Genomic DNA, 15,397 nt, shown 5'->3' with positions numbered 1-15,397 from the left:
GCCGCAACGCCAGGTTCTGCCGAGATTGGCAGCGACCTGCCCGATACGCAGCGTGAGAACTGCGTGGTTCGATAGGGTGACCGCCACCGCCCACCGGGGGGACGCACGAAAGGGTAGGCCATGAATCTGCGAGCACCGGTCACGTTGCTGGACGTGGCACAGCGTGCGGGCGTGTCGGTCGCGACCGCGTCCCGCGTGCTGAACGGCGGGGACCGCGTGCCCCGTCCGGAGTTGCAGGAACGGGTGAAGGCCGCGGCCGACGAGCTCGGCTACACGCCGAACGCACAGGCGCAGGCGCTGGCCAAGTCGTCGACGAACGTGGTCGGCATCCTGGTGCACGACATCGAGGACCCGTACTTCGCCGCGATCGCGAACGGCGTGATGCGCGCCGCCGACGAGCGCAACCTGCTGGTGATGATGGCCAGCACCTTCCGGGACGCCGACCGCGAGATCGCCTACCTGTCGTCGTTGCGGGCGCAGCGGGCGCGGGCCGCGGTGATGATCGGCAGCCGGCGGACCGACAGCGACAGCCTGGCCCGGACGGCGGCCGAGGTGGAGAGCTTCCTCAACTCCGGCGCGGGTCTCGCCCTGGTCAGCCAGTCCGGGATGCCCGCGCACACGGTCGAGCCGGACAACCGTTCGGGGTCGGCGGACCTGGCCCGCGAGCTCGTCGGGCTCGGCTGGCGCAAGTTCGCCGTGCTGGGTGGGCCGGAGACGCTCGCGACGGCACGCGATCGGCGCGATGGGTTCGTCGCCGGGCTGGCCGAGGCCGGGCTGGCGCCGGTGGCGGTCGAGGCCGGCGACTTCACGCGCGACGGTGGGTACGCCGCCGCGGAGCAGCTGCTCGACCGCAACGCCGACGTCGACTGTGTGTTCGCGGTCAACGACGTGATGGCGGTCGGCGCGATGTCCGCGGTGCGTGCGCGCGGCGTCGACGTACCGGGTCAGCTCGGCGTCGCCGGGTTCGACGACATCGCGACGCTGCGGGACGTGTGGCCGGGTCTGACGACCGTACGGCTGCCGCTGGAGCAGATGGGTCGCCGTGCGCTGGAGCTCGCCATCGAGGGCGGCGACGCCACGACCGAGACGTTCAAGGCCGAGGTAGTACTGCGCGAAAGCACCGCCCGCGCCTGAATCAGAGGCTGCGCGGAGAGGTGGTGCCTGCTCCGCGCCGCCCCGCGGGCACTGGGCGGCGTTGTCGTCGGTCGGAAGGACTCCGTCCTGCCTCCTTCCTCCGCCTTGCCCAGCACTCCGCGGGACGACGCTCGCGACGGCACCACCTCTCCGCGCAGCCTCTATGCTCGACCGGTGACCGTCTCCGAGATCTTCGACCCGTCGGCCTGGAAGCAGGTGGACGGCTTCGAGCTGACCGACATCACCTACCACCGCGCGGTCGACGCCGGTGTGGTGCGGATCGCGTTCAACCGGCCGGAGGTGCGCAACGCGTTCCGGCCGCAGACCGTCGACGAGCTGTACCGGGTGCTGGACCACGCACGGATGTCCACCGACGTCGGCTGCGTGCTGCTCACCGGCAACGGGCCGTCGCCCAAGGACGGCGGCTGGGCGTTCTGCTCGGGCGGTGACCAGCGGATCCGCGGCAAGGACGGATACAAATACGCCGAGGGCACGACCGCCGAAAGCATCGACCCGGCGCGCGCGGGCCGGCTGCACATCCTCGAAGTACAACGGCTGATCCGCTTCATGTCGAAGGTCGTGATCTGCGTCGTCCCGGGATGGGCCGCGGGCGGTGGCCACAGCCTGCACGTGGTCGCGGACCTCACGCTGGCGTCGGCCGAGCACGCGCGGTTCAAGCAGACCGACGCGGACGTGGCGTCGTTCGACGGCGGGTTCGGCTCGGCGTACCTGGCGCGGCAGGTCGGGCAGAAGTTCGCGCGGGAGATCTTCTTCCTCGGTGACGAGTACTCCGCCGACGACGCGTACCGGATGGGCATGGTGAACAAGGTTGTCCCGCACGCGGACCTGGAAGCCGTCGCGCTGGAGTGGGGCAAGAAGATCTGCGCGAAGTCCCCGACGGCGCAGCGGATGCTGAAGTACGCGTTCAACCTGATCGACGACGGGCTGGTCGGGCAGCAGCTGTTCGCGGGCGAAGCGACCCGGCTTGCCTACGGCACCGACGAGGCGGCCGAAGGACGCGACTCGTTCCTGGAGAAGCGGCCGGCCGACTGGTCGCCTTACCCGTATGCCTTCTAGCCCACATCCGTTGGCATAGGCAACGATTCGCGCATCGGCAGCTGGTGCTCCGTCGAGCGGATGGCTCGGGGCGAGTGCCTGTTCAGCCTTGGTAGATTTTAACACCAGATTCTGTGGTCTTCACAGAAATATTCGTGCGAAGTGCTGACAGTTCGCGGTAGATCGCTTACCGTCGGGCGCTATGAACAATCTCTCCCGCCGTGGGTTGCTTGCTGGTGCCGGTGCTGTGGTGGTTGGCGGAGCGGTAGGAGTGCCGGCGTCCGCCGGGACGCTCGCGCTCCCGCCGTCGCGGCGGTTCGTCCTCGACGGGCCGGGTGGCGAGCTGTTCCGGAGCAAGCCGCTCGCGGACGTGACCGTCATGCAGTCGATCGCGTTCGACAACATGAACCAGCGGCTGTTCACCGGGCAGCTGCGCGCGGGCTCGCCGTCCAGCAGCGGTGATCTCACACTGACGCAGCTCACGCTCGCCGGCGACGTGGTCGGGCACATGTACCTGAGCGGTTTCGGCCACGCGGTCTCGGTCGGCGCGGAGGCCGTCGGGCGGACGACGTACCTGTGGACCGAGACCGACGTCGACACCGCGAACGCGCGCGGCCGGCAGATCGCCCGGTTCCGTTGGGAGGACGGCGCGACGCTGACCAAGGACTCGCCGGGGCTGCGCAGCTGGAAGCCGGTCGCGGACGGTGCGGTGTTCACGCCGTCGGTGGACCAGCTGCACGGCCGGATCGGGATCCGGCACACACTCGCCGACGGGTTCCACATCAACGTGTACTCGCTGGCCGCGGCACGCGCCGGGGACTTCTCGCGGGTGCTCGCGTCGTTCAAGCAGCCCGCGATGACGGCGGGCATCGACTTCCAGGGCTGGGCGCTGTACGGCTCGTACGTCTACCTGTGGGAGGGCGAGGCGTACGCCGGTACGCCGGATCCTGCCGCGGCGACGTCGAAGCTCTGGACGTACGACATCACCAAGGGCGAGGTCGTCGAGTCCGTACAGATCCTGGACGGCGCCGACCTGGTCTACCGCGAGGCCGAGGGTGTCGGGGTGCACGTCGATCGTTTCGGCTGCCCGCGGCTGTGCTTCGGCTTCGCCTCCGGCGTGACCGGCGACCGCCGGGCCAACCTCTTTTATCGGAGCAGATTGGTGTAACCGCATGGACAACCTGTCCCGCCGCGGGTTGCTGACCGGTGCCGGCGCATTAGTTGCCGCCGGCACCCTCGGCGTACCGGCGGCCACCGCCCGGACCCTGTCCCTCCCGACCTCGAAGCGCTTCCAGATGAGCGCGACCACCAACGAGTTCTTCCGCAGCAAGCCGCTGCAGGACGCGACCGTGATGCAGTCGTTCGCGTTCGACACCCCCAACAACCGCCTGTTCGCCGCCCAGTTGCGCGGCGGGAGCGGTGCGAACAGCGGCGATCTCGCGCTGACCCAGCTCGACTTCTCCGGCAACCAGCTGGGCTACATGTACCTCTCCGGGTTCGGCCACGCGGTGTCGATCGGCGCGGAGGCTTCCGGTAGTACGACGTACCTGTGGACCGAGACCGACGTCGACACGGCGAACGGGCGCGGCCGGCAGATCTGCCGCTTTCCCTGGCAGAACGGGAAGACGCTGACGTCCTCGGCGGTGACGAAATGGAAGCCGGTGTCGAGCGGCAGCGTCTTCACCCCCGCCGTGGACCAACGCTTCAACCAGCTCGGCGTCAGGCACTCGCTGTCCGACGGGATGCACATCAACGTCTACTCGCTGACGGCCGCGCGCAGCGGTGACTTCTCGACGGTCCTCGCATCGTTCAAGCAGCCGGCACTGACGCCCGGCATCGACTTCCAGGGCTGGGCGCTGTACGGCTCGTACGCCTATTTCTGGGAAGGCGAGGCCTATCCCGGCGAGCCCGACGAGACCCAGGCGACGTCGAAGATGTGGTGCTACGACATCAACGCCGGCCAACTGGTCGACTCGTTCCTCACCCTGGCCGGCAAATCCCTCACCTACCGAGAACCAGAAGGCATGGCCGTCTACGGCTCCACCGACGCCACCGCCCGCCTCTACTTCGGCTTCGCCTCGGGCGTAACCGGCGACCGCCGAGCCAACCTCTTCTACCGCAACGACCTCGTGTGAGCTACTGGGCGACGCCGTACAAGCGGTCGCCGGCGTCGCCCAGGCCGGGGACGATGTAGCCCTTGTCGTTCAGGTGGGAGTCCATGCCGGCGATGACCAGGTTGCAGGGGACGTGGAGGTTGGTGAGTTCGCGTTCTACGCGCTCTACGCCCTCGGGGGCGGCCAGCAGGCAGATGGCGGTGATGTGGTCGGCGCCGCGGTCGACCAGGAACTGGATTGCGGCGGCCAGGGTGCCGCCGGTGGCGAGCATCGGGTCGAGGACGTAGCACTGGCGGCCGGACAGGTCCTCCGGGAGCCGTTCGGCGTACGTCGACGCGGTCAGGGTCTCCTCGTTGCGGACCATGCCGAGGAAGCCGACCTCCGCGGTCGGGAGCAGTCGTGTCATCCCCTCGAGCATGCCGAGGCCGGCCCGCAGGATCGGGACGACGAGCGGCTTCGGCGCGGCGAGCTTCACGCCCTGCGCCTCCGCGACCGGGGTCTGTACCGTGACCGGGCCGGTCCGCACGTCCCGGGTCGCCTCGTAGGCGAGCAGCGTGACGAGCTCCTCGGTCAGCCGCCGGAACGTGGGTGAGTCCGTGTGCTCGTCGCGCAGCGCGGTGAGCTTGTGGGCGACGAGCGGGTGGTCCACGACGAGGATCTGCATAAGCCCGAACGGTACCGTCGGCGATTCGCGGCGGGAAAGCGCGCTCGCTGCCAAACTGGAAACTGCATTGGATTCTGCCCTGTTCGCCCACCAGGGAGTGACCCGATGACCGAGAAGTCGCCCGAGCAGCTCGACCGCCTGCGCCGGCGTGCCGCCTTCCTGCGCGAGCGCGAGGAGGCGGCGGCCCTGCGGGACCGGATCGCGCCCCGGCGGGCCCGCGTCCGGCAGCTCCGGGAGGCGATGCGCCGGGCGACGTTCCATCACTGACCATGACCGGGCGGTGTCGACCTGTGTTGGCGGATCTGATACCACAACGAGATCGCCTGGAAAGCTGGAGTCTGGGACGATGAGCCGGTGTCCGATGCCACGGCTATGACCGATCTCGACTGTGCGGTTGCCGCCTACCTCGAGGACGGGCACTGGACTGTCACCCCGCTCGTACTGCGCGGTGAGCTCGACCTGTCCACCCTGGTCTCCGCCCTGCGTCGTTACCCGGGCGAGGCGGGCGTGCTCGGCATGGTGTCGGTCGACGAGGACTTCTTCGTCCTGGTGCGAGTGGACGGCGGGCGGGCGCGGTTCCTGATCTCCGACGTGACCGCCGCGACCGAGTGGCCGCTGGCCCGGCAGGTCGTGGACGAGCTCGACATCCCGCTGGCCGATGACGACGACGAGCAGGTCCCGGCCGGCGACCTGGCGATCGTGGCCGACCTGGGGATGACCGCGATGGACCTCGGCGCGCTCTGCGACGACGTCGACCTCTACCCGGTGGAGATGCTCGAGGAGGTCGCCGAGGCGCTTGGCTTCGGCAACCAGTTCGACGACGCGATCGAAGCCGTTGGCTAGTCCGGTCCTGCGGCAGGCGTGGTCGCGGTTGATGGCGCTGGCGCTCGAGGAGGCCGAGCGGGCACTGCCCGACGTACCGATCGGCGCGCTCGTGGTGGACGGCGACGGGGAGATCATCGGCCGCGGGCACAACGAGCGGGAGCTGACCGGCGACCCGACGGCGCACGCCGAGATCCTGGCGATCCGGGAGGCGGCCCGGCACGTCGGTGAGTGGCGGCTGTCCGGCTGCACGCTGGTGGTCACGCTGGAGCCGTGCACGATGTGCGCCGGGGCGATCGTGCTGTCCCGTCTGGACCGGCTGATCTTCGCGGCGTACGACGAGAAGGCCGGCGCGGTGGGGTCGCTTTGGGACGTCGTCCGGGACCGCCGGCTCAATCACCGGCCCGAGGTGGTGGGCGGTGTGATGGCCGACGAGGCAGGCGCCCGGCTCCGCGATTTCTTCATCGGGCACAGACCTTGATAGTGTCCTCGGCGGTGGCGTGTCCGAGCGGCCGAAGGAGCGCGCCTCGAAAGCGCGTGACGGGCAACCCCCGTCCGAGGGTTCAAATCCCTCCGCCACCGCCATTCGGTTGGATGGTCCCGCACGAAGTGTGGGACCATCCAACCGAATATCAAGGGCTGTGGGATTTGGGAGGAGCCTGCGACGGTTCCCTCCGCCACCGCCAACCGCCCCTCGGGGCGGCAGATAGCCGGAGACCCTGATGCTGTGTGATGCGTCAGGGTTTTCGTCTCTCTGGACCTGACTCGGGACGCTCGGCGAGAGGGCCCCTATGGATGTTGCGGAGCTCGACGGCATTCTGCTGGCGGGTGCGGCGGTTCTGCTGGTCGCCGTGGTCGCGGTGCGGCTGTCCGCGCGGATCGGGCTCCCGTCGCTGCTCATCTACCTCGGGATGGGCCTGCTGCTCGGCGAGTCGGGGCCAGGGCACATCCACTTCGAGGACGCGCAGCTGGCGCACGCGCTGGGGTTCGCGGCGCTGGTGGTGATCCTCACCGAGGGCGGCCTGACCACCCGGTGGAACGAGGTCCGCCCGGTGATGCCGCTCGGGCTGGTGCTCGCGACGGTCGGTGTCGCGGTCAGTGTCGGCGTCGTCGCCTGCGTCGCGCATTTCGTGCTCGGGCTGAGCTGGCAGCTGTCCGTCCTGCTCGGCGCAGTGACGTCCCCGACGGACGCGGCGGCCGTCTTCGCGGTGCTCAGACGGGTGCCGATCCAACCGCGGTTGCGGGGCGCGCTGGAGGCCGAATCCGGTCTGAACGACGCCCCAACCGTGTTGCTCGTCACACTCGTCAGCACCGGCGAGATCGGCGACAAGGGCCTGCTGTGGTTCAGCGGCCTGGTCGTGTACGAGCTCGTCGTGGGCGCCCTGTTCGGCCTGCTGATCGGCTGGCTGAGCGTCGGCCTGATCCGGCGGATGGCGCTCGGCTCGGCCGGCCTGTATCCGCTCGCGGTGCTCTCCGTGGCCTTCATCTCGTACGCCGGGGGCGCCGTCCTCCTGCACGTGTCCGGATTCGCCGCCGTCTACGTGACCTCGCTGGTGCTGGGCCGGGCCGAGTTGCCGCACCGGATGGCGACCCGGTCGTTCGTCGACGGGATCGCGTGGCTGGCGCAGATCGGGCTGTTCGTGATGCTCGGGCTGCTGGCGTCGCCGGGGGACTTCGAGCTCAACGACGTCCTCGTCGCGCTCGTGATCGGGGTCGCGGTGACCGTCGTCGGGCGGTTCGCGTCGGTGGCGATCTCGGCGGCGCCGTTCCGGCTGCCGTGGCGGGAGCGGACATTCATCTCGTGGGCGGGTCTGCGCGGCGCGGTGCCGATCGTGCTCGCGACCATCCCGCTCGCCGAGGGAGTGCCGCAGGCCGGCCGGATCTTCGACGTGGTGTTCGTGCTGGTGCTGCTGTTCACGCTGCTGCAGGGCCCGTCGCTGCCGTGGCTGGCGAAGCGGCTCAACGTGCTCGACGAGAACGCGGCGCATGAGGTGGACATCGACGTGGCGCCGCTGGAGTCGCTCGGCGCGGACATGCTCCAGGTGTTCGTCCCGAGCGAGTCCCGGCTGGCGGGCGTCGAGATCGGCGAGCTCCGGCTACCGCCCGGTGTCTCGGTCTCGCTGGTGATCCGCGGCGAGCAAGCTTTCGTTCCGGACCGCCGCACCGTGCTCCGGGCCGGCGACAACCTGCTCGTGGTCGCGCCCAGCCCGGTCCGCGAGCAGACCGTCCGCCGCCTGCGGGCCGTCTCCAGGGCCGGCCGTCTGGCCGGTTGGTTCGGCGAACGCGGCCGCGAACAGCACTAGGCGCGTGTCGCCGCGGCGATGACCTTGGTCAGGCGGGCGTGCAGGTCCATGAGCTCGTCGATGTCCATGCCGAGGCGCTCGACGATGGCCGGTGGTACTTCGAGGGCCTGCTCGCGCAGCGCCCGGCCCTTGTCGGTGAGAGCCACGGCAAGGGAGCGCTCGTCGGCCCGGGAGCGGTCGCGGCGCAGCAGGCCGGCGGCTTCGAGGCGCTTCAGCAGCGGGGACAACGTCGCGGGCTCGAGCTGCAGCATCCGGGAGAGGTCCTTGACCGAGACCGGCTCGTGTTCCCACAGCGCCAGCATCACCAGGTACTGCGGGTGGGTCAGGCCCATCGGCTCGAGGACCGGGCGGTAGAGCGCGATGACCGTCCGCGCGGCGACCGCGAGCCCGAAGCAGACCTGATGCTCCAGCGCGAGAGGGTTGTCCGGCGGCGTGATCTTCGTCCCTACCATGCGGTTAGTGTAGCAACATTATGTACACTAACTATTAGTGCGAAAAGTCAGTGAGGGAGCGATGACGCAGGTGATACGACGCCGGACCCCGCGGCCGATGAACATCGAGACCGTGCAGCGCTGGGTGGTCTCGGCCATCCTCTTCCACGTCGGCAGCGTCCCGGCCGTCACCCTGGCCGTCTACAGCATCGGCGTCGCCGGCGACGACTTCGGCAAGGGCGTCGGCCTGTGGCTGATGTCGGGCGTGATCGGCGTACTCACCGCGGTCGGCATCCTCGCCATTCACCGGCGCAGGCTGGTCTCGGCCTGGCTGCTGCCGGGCATCCTCCCGACCGCGGTCACCGGGTTCTTCATCTTCTGACCGCGGCCGGACGCCTCAGTTCGGGTTCTGGCCGGAGGGGACGGGCTGCGGGCTGGGGACCACCGGGAGGCAGACCGTGGAGCCCGGGGCGACCGCCACCGACGGGATGCCCTTGAGCTTCACCGCACCGAAGCCGGCCCCGATCACCAGGTCGACGGTGTGGTCGGTGCGGCCGTCGGCGATCAGCTGCGCCTTCTGGTTGAGCTGACCGGCGACGAGCAGCATCTCCGGCGCGTCCGCGGTGGCGCCGCGCAGCGCCACCACCTCGGTCTTGTCGCCCTTGGGCTCGTTGGCGACCCGGTCGATGTTGAAGCCGCGCTGCTTCAGCACTTCCGCGACCCGGCCGGCCGAGCCCGCACGGGCGCCGCCGTTGTACACGTTCAGCACGACTTGCTTCGGGACCAGGCGGTTGTTCGTCAGTTTCTGCTCGGTACAGGTCGGCTCGGCGCTGCTGTTCATCAGCGAGTTCCAGCCCCACCAGCCGCCGCCGGCAAGGATCCCGAGCAAGATCACCATCGTGATCGGCGTACGCCACCGGAGCCGCGAGTGCGGTCTCGGTTGCGGATGAATCGCTGTCACTTGCTCCTCCCCCCGTGAGCGGCAGCCATGGTCAGTCCACTACCAGTACCCGTGCATGCAGGACTTGACGCTGCTGCAGTGCGGCCCGCAGCGCGCGGTGCAGCCCGTCCTCGAGGTACATGTCGCCCTTCCACTCCACCACGTGGGCGAACAGGTCGCCGTAGAAGGTCGAATCCTCGTCGAGCAGTGCGTTCAGGTCCAGGGTGCCCTTGGTGGTGACAAGCTCGTCCAGCCGCACCTGCCGTGGCGGCAGCGAGGACCAGTCCTTCGGCCGCAGGCCATGGTCCGGGTACGGCTTGTCGTCCCCGACGCGCTTGAAGATCACCCCCCGAAGTCTAGCCGGATCACAGGTCGTCCGAGAGGTCACAAATGTCACCGGAACAGTCCGGTACACCGACTCAACCTTTCCGGGCCGCCCGGCGTCCTACAGGAACACGGAGCGGTGGGGTGGATCCGCGCCTACGACCAGGGGGGAGTGAACGGTATGCGAATTCTTCCGAAACTCGGCCTCGCGACCGCGGCGATCACGCTGATCGGGCTCGGTACGTCGGTACCGGCCGAGGCCGCCACGGTGTCCCAGGTGAAGGCCGCCCAGGCCCGCCTGAACACGCTCGGCTGCACGTCCGGTCCGGTCGACGGCAAGGCCGGCGCGATGACCCAGGCGGCGACGGTGCGGTTCCAGTCCGCCAACGTGCTGAGCCAGACCGGTTCGCTGAACAGTACGACGTATGCGCGCCTGATGGCCTCGACCGCGAAGCGCTGCGACGTCCGCGCGGTGCCTCGCCGCTCCGGGACCGGGCGCCGGATCGTCGTCAGCCAGACGCAGAACTGGGTGTGGCTGATCGATGCCCGGGGCAAGGTCGTGCGGCAGGGCGGGATCATCGACAACCCGACGTACCTCAAGGCCGGTACGTATACAAGCGGCTCGAAATGCGGCCGGCCGGCCCGGGTATTGCGCAACACCGACGGCGGGCGGCTCTACCTGAACCACTTCGTCCGGTTCGCGCCGTGCGGCGTCGGGTTCCACCAGATCCCGACCTACAAGTCGAACGGGCAGCAGATCCACGCCGACTGGCTGCTCGGCACGAACTACCGCGCCTCGCACGGCTGCATCCGGGTGTCGGCCTCGATGTCGGTCGCGATCTGGTCGTTCGCGGCCGGCGCGACGCGTGTGGTCGTGATGCGCTGACCTCGGAGGACTAGCATGCCGACCGGGTAGTACAGCCAGAGTCGAGGCAACCGGGGAAAGGCGCGCCAGATGGCCGAGAAAGCCGACGTCGTGGAGACCGTCAAGCAGGGGTACGCGTTCGAGGGGGCGGCGCTCGAGCTGGGTGCGTTGCTGGTCGACGGCGAGCCGAATCCGGAGGCGGCGGTCCGGATCCCGCTGGGGATGATGAACCGGCACGGCCTGGTCGCGGGCGCCACCGGTACCGGCAAGACCAAGACCCTGCAACTGATGGCCGAGCAGCTGTCGGCGGCCGGTGTCGCGGTGTTCGCCGCCGACATCAAGGGCGACCTGTCCGGCATCTCGCAGCCCGGTGCGAGCAGTGACAAGCTGCTGGCCCGGACCAAGACGATCGGCCAGGAGTGGACGGCGACCGGCTTCCCGACCGAGTTCTACGCGCTCGGCGGCCAGGGCACCGGGATCCCGATCCGCGCGACGATCACATCGTTCGGCCCGGTGCTGCTGTCCAAGGTGCTCGGGCTGAACGACGTCCAGGAGTCGTCGCTCGGGCTGATCTTCCACTATGCCGACAAGGCCGGGCTGACCTTGCTCGACCTGAAGGACCTGCGCTCGGTCATCCAGCACCTCACCTCCGACGAGGGCAAGGACGACCTGAAGGAGCTGGGCGGTCTGTCCGCGGCGACCGCGGGTGTGATCCTGCGGGCGCTGATCGGATTCGCCGACCAGGGCGCCGAGGCGTTCTTCGGCGAGCCCGAGTTCGACACCGCCGACCTGTTGCAGCAGCGCGACGGCAAGGGTGTCGTGTCGCTGCTCGAGCTGCCGAACCTGCAGGACCGGCCGGCGCTGTTCTCGACGTTCCTGATGTGGCTGCTCGCCGATCTGTTCCACGACCTGCCCGAGGTCGGCGACGTGGACAAGCCCAAGCTGGTGTTCTTCTTCGACGAGGCGCACTTGTTGTTCAACGACGCGTCCAAGGCGTTCCTGGACGCGATTGCGCAGACCGTCCGGCTGATCCGGTCGAAGGGCGTCGGCGTGTTCTTCGTGACCCAGACGCCGAAGGACGTGCCGGACGCGGTGCTGGCCCAGCTCGGTTCGCGGGTGCAGCACCAACTGCGTGCGCACACGCCGAACGACGCGAAGGCCCTGAAGGCCACGGTGTCGACGTTCCCGAGCTCGTCGTACGACCTGGGCGAGGTGCTGACCCAGCTCGGGATCGGCGAGGCGATCGTGACCGTGATGAACGAGAAGGGCGCACCGACCCCGGTCGCGTGGACCCGGCTGCGGGCGCCGCAGTCGCTGATGGCGCCGGCGTCCGCGGAGCAGTTGACCGCGGCGGTGCAGGCCTCGGCGAACAACGCGAAGTACTCGCAGATGCTCGACCGCGAGTCGGCGTACGAGATCCTGGCCGCGAAGGTGCAGGCCGGTGCGGCGCAGGCCGAGGCCGAGAAACAGCAGCAGGAGCAGGCCAAGCAGCAGGAGGAGCCGCGGCCGCGGGCCCAGAGGCAGGAGAAGTCGATGGTCGAGCAGGTCATCGGGTCCTCGGCCTTCAAGCAGTTCGCCCGGTCGGCCGGCCGGGAGATCGTCCGAGGCCTGTTCGGCTCCGCCCGCAGGCGTCGCTGACGGTCCGGGTTTTCCTTGTCAGGACAGGGGAAACCAGGCCTGTTCGTTGATCAAACGACTGACTCAGCAAGGATTGCCGATCGTTTCCAAGTCGTCATCCACAGCCGCGCCGTCACCGATGGGCCGTGACGCCTACACGCCGTACCGTGTGAAGTGATGGTTGCACAGAGTAGGCGGGCGATGCGTACCTGGGCGCTCTGGACCCTGACGGTCCCGGCGTTCGCCGTCGTGGTGCTCGTCGACCTGGCCGCGATCGGGTACGGCGTGCGCGCGTTCACCGAGGTGCCGAGCTGGCGTGGTCTCGACGTCGTGTTCGCGCTGACCGTCTCGGCGCTGATCTCGGTCGAGGGCGCGCGCCGGGTGGAGAGCCGCCGGCGGCGCGGTGGCGCGCTGCACAAGGACCTCTCCCCGGCGTGGATGATCGCCGCGTCGGTGATCCTGCACCCGGCGCTGGCGATCCTGGTCGCGGTGCTGCTGCGGATCTGGTGGCGGATCCGGGCCGGCAAGTGCATCCCGTACCGGTGGGCCTTCTCGACCGCCGTGCACGTCCTCGCGGTCGGCGCCGCGCACGCGGTCTTCGTCTCGGCCCGGGGGCTGACCGGCGACAGCGGCCTCGGCCTGGTCGTCGCGATGACCGGCGGCGCTTTCGCGTACGTCGTGACCGACACCTTGCTGTGCGGGCTCGCGATCTCGCTGATCATCCCGGGCAGCAACCGGCAAGAGACGGTCGGCGGCCTGGACGACCTGTGCACCGACGCGACCGCCGCCACCTTCGGCTGCCTGCTCGCGGCGGCCTGCCTGATCAGCCCGTGGTTCGCGTTCGTCGCGATCCCGGTCACGCTGACCGCGCAACGCGCCCTGCTCCTCGGCCAACTGGAGACCGAGGCCCAGACCGACCCGAAGACCAGCCTGACCCGGGTCGACTGGTGGCGCCGCCGGACCGAGCACATGCTGCGCACCTCGCGGAACCAGCACGAGCCGATGGCGGTGCTGCTGATCGACATCGACCACTTCAAACAGGTCAACGACCGGCACGGCCACCTGGTCGGCGACGAGGCGCTGCGCGCGGTCGCGACGATCCTGCGCAGCGCGATCCGGGCCAAGGATGTGATCGGCCGGTTCGGCGGCGAGGAGTTCGTGATCGCGCTCCCCGACACCGGGCTCGACGAGGCGACGGTGACCGCCGACCGGCTCCGCAACGCGGTCGCCAACAGCCCGCTGGCCGCGATGTGCGCCGGCGTGCTGGACGACCCGCACCTGGATCCGGACACCTTCCACCTGACCGTCAGCATCGGCGTCGCGGTGTACCCGGCCGACGGAACGACCGTCGACGACCTGCTGCTGCGCGCCGACCGCGCGATGTACGCCGCGAAGGCCGCCGGGCGCAACCGGGTCCGACTGGCCGCGGACATCGTCCCGCTGCCCCGGCTGACCGCGACCGCACAATTCGTGGACCAGACAGAACCTTTGGCTCCTGCCCAGCGTCCTGTGAGGTGAGGACGGCAGGACGGAGCACAGATGACGGCCACGGGGAGTCGTGACGACGACTTCACGGCATTCGTGCTGGCCAGATCCGCGCGCCTGGTGCACTTCGCGCGGGTACTCTGCGGTGACGCCGGCCTCGCCGAGGACCTGGTGCAGACCGCGCTGGAGAAGGCGTACCTGCGCTGGGACCGGATCGAGATGGCCGACCCGTTCGCGTACGTCCGGCAGGCGGTGGTCAACCAGCACCTGTCGTGGGTACGGCGGCGGCCGTGGCGCGAGCGGCCGAGCGGTGACACGACCGAGCTCGAGCTGCTCCTCGAGGCGGACGCCGATCCGAGCGGCGGCGTCCATCGGCGGGTCGCGGTCGGGGCCGCGCTCGCCACGCTGAGCCGGCGCGAGCGGGCGGTCGTCGTACTGCGGTACCTCGAGGACTTGACCGAACGGGAGACGGCCGCGGTTCTCGGGGTGGCGATCGGGACGGTGAAGAGCGCGAACGCGCGAGCCCTGGACAAGCTGCGGGCCGCGCCCGAGCTGAGCGGTGTGGGGGAGCGGGCATGAACGACGAACAACTCCGGGCAGCCTTGGCGCCCGACGACACGATCGCTCCGCTCGACCCGGCGCGGGTGGTCGCCGGCGCGCGACGCCGACGGGTCCGGGGCCGGGTCGCCGCTGCCGCTGCTTCGGCCGCGGTCGCCGGGGTGGTCGCCGTGACGGTGGTCGCCGGGCTGCCGCGGGCCGACGTACCGCAGCCGGCGGGCCCTGGTCCGGCCGTGCCGGTGCAGCCGAGCATTCGGACGCCGGTTCGTACGCCTTCGGTGCGACCGACGCCACCGCCCAGCGCGACGCCGACATTTCCGGCTCGGCGGACGGTGCGGCCGACGAGCGTGCCGACGTCGAGCACGCCGCCGGGGCCGCGCGGTGACCGTACGACGCCGCTGCGGCAGGCCACGCCGTCGACTCCGCCGACGCGGACGCCGGACTGAACCGGGGCAGAACCTTTTCGTTGCCCGGGTGCGTCCTTCAGCCCGACCGAACATCACTTAGGTGCGGAGGGCAACAATGAACGAGGCAGGCCGGAAACGGCGGACGACCCGGGTGCTGGTGGGCGCGATCGCGTCCGCGGCCGTCGTCGGGATCGCGGTCGCCGGAACCGCGATGGCGCGCAGCGGCGGCTCGAACGCGGACACCGCGGCCCAAGGCGGTCCCGCGGCAACACCGACCCGGTCGACGTCGCAGGAGCCGGCGTCCCGCGCGACCCCCAGCGCGATCGCCACCCCCACCCGCGCGCCGTCCGCGCGCCCGGTCCCACCCACTCTCCCACCGACCGCGATGCCGACCTGCCGACCGGTCCCCACCCCCTCGCTGCCACCGTCAGCGACCCCGACCCGCGGCCCGGTCGCCACCCCGACGCGCCGTGCGGTCGCCACCCCGACGCCTCCGCCGACCGCGAAGCCGACCCGTCGTCCGGTCCCTAGGCCGAGCCTTCCGCCGACGGTGTCGCCCACTCGTGCGGTTCCGTCGCCGAGTTGCGCGCCGACCTCGGCCCAGCTGCCGACGGCCTTCCCGGCCGGCAAGTAGCGGACCTCCAGCACTCATCAACTGCACGGCCGCACGCTCGCTG

General features: G+C 70.1%; 19 protein-coding genes and 1 tRNA gene. 15 read left to right on the top strand and 5 right to left on the bottom strand.

The features are described 5' to 3' along the window. The first annotated feature begins 120 nt into the window (after nt 1-120). From ACWEOO_RS14350 to ACWEOO_RS14335, 4 genes are all read left to right on the top strand, one after another. Nucleotides 121-1,134: a LacI family DNA-binding transcriptional regulator gene (locus ACWEOO_RS14350; RefSeq protein ID WP_359940022.1), complete on the top strand. Its 1,014-nt coding sequence runs from the start codon at nt 121-123 to the stop codon at nt 1,132-1,134. 174 nt (nt 1,135-1,308) lie between these two features. Then, complete coding sequence (locus ACWEOO_RS14345; RefSeq protein WP_363707321.1) at nt 1,309-2,211, top strand: 1,4-dihydroxy-2-naphthoyl-CoA synthase; 903 nt, start codon at nt 1,309-1,311, stop codon at nt 2,209-2,211. Between the two features lie 181 nt (nt 2,212-2,392). Continuing rightward, entirely contained in the window at nt 2,393-3,358 is a 966-nt protein-coding gene (locus ACWEOO_RS14340) for a phage baseplate protein (protein WP_452143333.1), read from the top strand. 4 nt (nt 3,359-3,362) lie between these two features. Further along, on the top strand, nt 3,363-4,325 hold the full coding sequence (locus ACWEOO_RS14335; protein WP_452143332.1) for a phage baseplate protein: 963 nt from the start codon (nt 3,363-3,365) through the stop codon (nt 4,323-4,325). Between the two features lies 1 nt (nt 4,326). On the opposite strand, the gene upp is transcribed toward ACWEOO_RS14335, so the two are convergent. Beyond that, a complete protein-coding gene (gene upp, locus ACWEOO_RS14330) occupies nt 4,327-4,968 on the bottom strand; it encodes a uracil phosphoribosyltransferase (protein ID WP_355692966.1) in 642 nt (213 codons plus the stop codon). Nucleotides 4,969-5,073: 105 nt separating this feature from the next. On the opposite strand from upp, the gene ACWEOO_RS14325 reads away from it, so the two are divergent. The 5 genes from ACWEOO_RS14325 (at nt 5,074) to ACWEOO_RS14305 (ending at nt 8,093) form a co-directional block, all read left to right on the top strand. Beyond that, a complete protein-coding gene (locus ACWEOO_RS14325) occupies nt 5,074-5,235 on the top strand; it encodes a hypothetical protein (protein ID WP_359940007.1) in 162 nt (53 codons plus the stop codon). Nucleotides 5,236-5,322: 87 nt separating this feature from the next. Continuing rightward, the gene (locus ACWEOO_RS14320; RefSeq protein ID WP_359940004.1) at nt 5,323-5,811 is read left to right on the top strand and encodes a tRNA adenosine deaminase-associated protein; all 489 of its coding nucleotides are present in this window, start codon (nt 5,323-5,325) and stop codon (nt 5,809-5,811) included. 31 nt (nt 5,812-5,842) lie between these two features. Continuing rightward, the gene (locus ACWEOO_RS14315) at nt 5,843-6,271 is read left to right on the top strand and encodes a nucleoside deaminase (protein ID WP_452143561.1); all 429 of its coding nucleotides are present in this window, start codon (nt 5,843-5,845) and stop codon (nt 6,269-6,271) included. A 13-nt stretch (nt 6,272-6,284) separates the two neighbouring features. Further along, nucleotides 6,285-6,375, top strand: a tRNA-Ser gene (locus ACWEOO_RS14310). Between the two features lie 206 nt (nt 6,376-6,581). Next, entirely contained in the window at nt 6,582-8,093 is a 1,512-nt protein-coding gene (locus tag ACWEOO_RS14305) for a potassium/proton antiporter (protein WP_452143331.1), read from the top strand. Here ACWEOO_RS14305 and ACWEOO_RS14300 read toward each other — a convergent pair. Then, nucleotides 8,090-8,545, bottom strand: coding sequence for a MarR family winged helix-turn-helix transcriptional regulator (locus ACWEOO_RS14300; RefSeq protein WP_452143330.1), 456 nt, complete (start codon nt 8,543-8,545; stop codon nt 8,090-8,092). The two genes, ACWEOO_RS14305 and ACWEOO_RS14300, sit on opposite strands and share 4 nt — an antisense overlap. Before the next feature lie 61 nt (nt 8,546-8,606). Between ACWEOO_RS14300 and ACWEOO_RS14295 the strand changes: the two genes are divergently transcribed. Beyond that, nucleotides 8,607-8,906, top strand: coding sequence for a hypothetical protein (locus ACWEOO_RS14295; RefSeq protein ID WP_355692956.1), 300 nt, complete (start codon nt 8,607-8,609; stop codon nt 8,904-8,906). A gap of 15 nt (nt 8,907-8,921) precedes the next feature. On the opposite strand, the gene ACWEOO_RS14290 is transcribed toward ACWEOO_RS14295, so the two are convergent. Together ACWEOO_RS14290 and ACWEOO_RS14285 are read right to left on the bottom strand one after the other, a co-directional pair. Then, entirely contained in the window at nt 8,922-9,485 is a 564-nt protein-coding gene (locus ACWEOO_RS14290; RefSeq protein ID WP_452143329.1) for a LytR C-terminal domain-containing protein, read from the bottom strand. 31 nt (nt 9,486-9,516) lie between these two features. Then, a complete protein-coding gene (locus tag ACWEOO_RS14285; protein ID WP_130386840.1) occupies nt 9,517-9,810 on the bottom strand; it encodes a type II toxin-antitoxin system VapB family antitoxin in 294 nt (97 codons plus the stop codon). Between the two features lie 159 nt (nt 9,811-9,969). On the opposite strand from ACWEOO_RS14285, the gene ACWEOO_RS14280 reads away from it, so the two are divergent. From ACWEOO_RS14280 to ACWEOO_RS14260, 5 genes are all read left to right on the top strand, one after another. Then, nucleotides 9,970-10,674 carry a L,D-transpeptidase family protein gene (locus ACWEOO_RS14280; RefSeq protein WP_452143328.1) on the top strand — a complete coding sequence of 235 codons (705 nt, stop codon included), beginning with the start codon at nt 9,970-9,972 and terminating at the stop codon, nt 10,672-10,674. Between the two features lie 69 nt (nt 10,675-10,743). Continuing rightward, the gene (locus ACWEOO_RS14275; protein WP_452143327.1) at nt 10,744-12,291 is read left to right on the top strand and encodes a helicase HerA-like domain-containing protein; all 1,548 of its coding nucleotides are present in this window, start codon (nt 10,744-10,746) and stop codon (nt 12,289-12,291) included. A gap of 156 nt (nt 12,292-12,447) precedes the next feature. Beyond that, nucleotides 12,448-13,788: a diguanylate cyclase gene (locus ACWEOO_RS14270; protein ID WP_452143326.1), complete on the top strand. Its 1,341-nt coding sequence runs from the start codon at nt 12,448-12,450 to the stop codon at nt 13,786-13,788. Between the two features lie 21 nt (nt 13,789-13,809). Further along, nucleotides 13,810-14,334 carry a SigE family RNA polymerase sigma factor gene (locus ACWEOO_RS14265; protein WP_355692947.1) on the top strand — a complete coding sequence of 175 codons (525 nt, stop codon included), beginning with the start codon at nt 13,810-13,812 and terminating at the stop codon, nt 14,332-14,334. Next, nucleotides 14,331-14,759, top strand: coding sequence for a hypothetical protein (locus ACWEOO_RS14260; RefSeq protein WP_452143325.1), 429 nt, complete (start codon nt 14,331-14,333; stop codon nt 14,757-14,759). Before ACWEOO_RS14265 ends, ACWEOO_RS14260 begins: the two co-directional genes overlap by 4 nt. A 57-nt stretch (nt 14,760-14,816) precedes the next feature. On the opposite strand, the gene ACWEOO_RS14255 is transcribed toward ACWEOO_RS14260, so the two are convergent. Continuing rightward, entirely contained in the window at nt 14,817-15,368 is a 552-nt protein-coding gene (locus ACWEOO_RS14255) for a hypothetical protein (RefSeq protein ID WP_452143324.1), read from the bottom strand. Nucleotides 15,369-15,397: the final 29 nt, after the last annotated feature.

It is taken from the genome of Kribbella sp. NPDC004138, from assembly GCF_053603655.1.
This window is presented reverse-complemented; position numbering and strand designations above follow the sequence as displayed.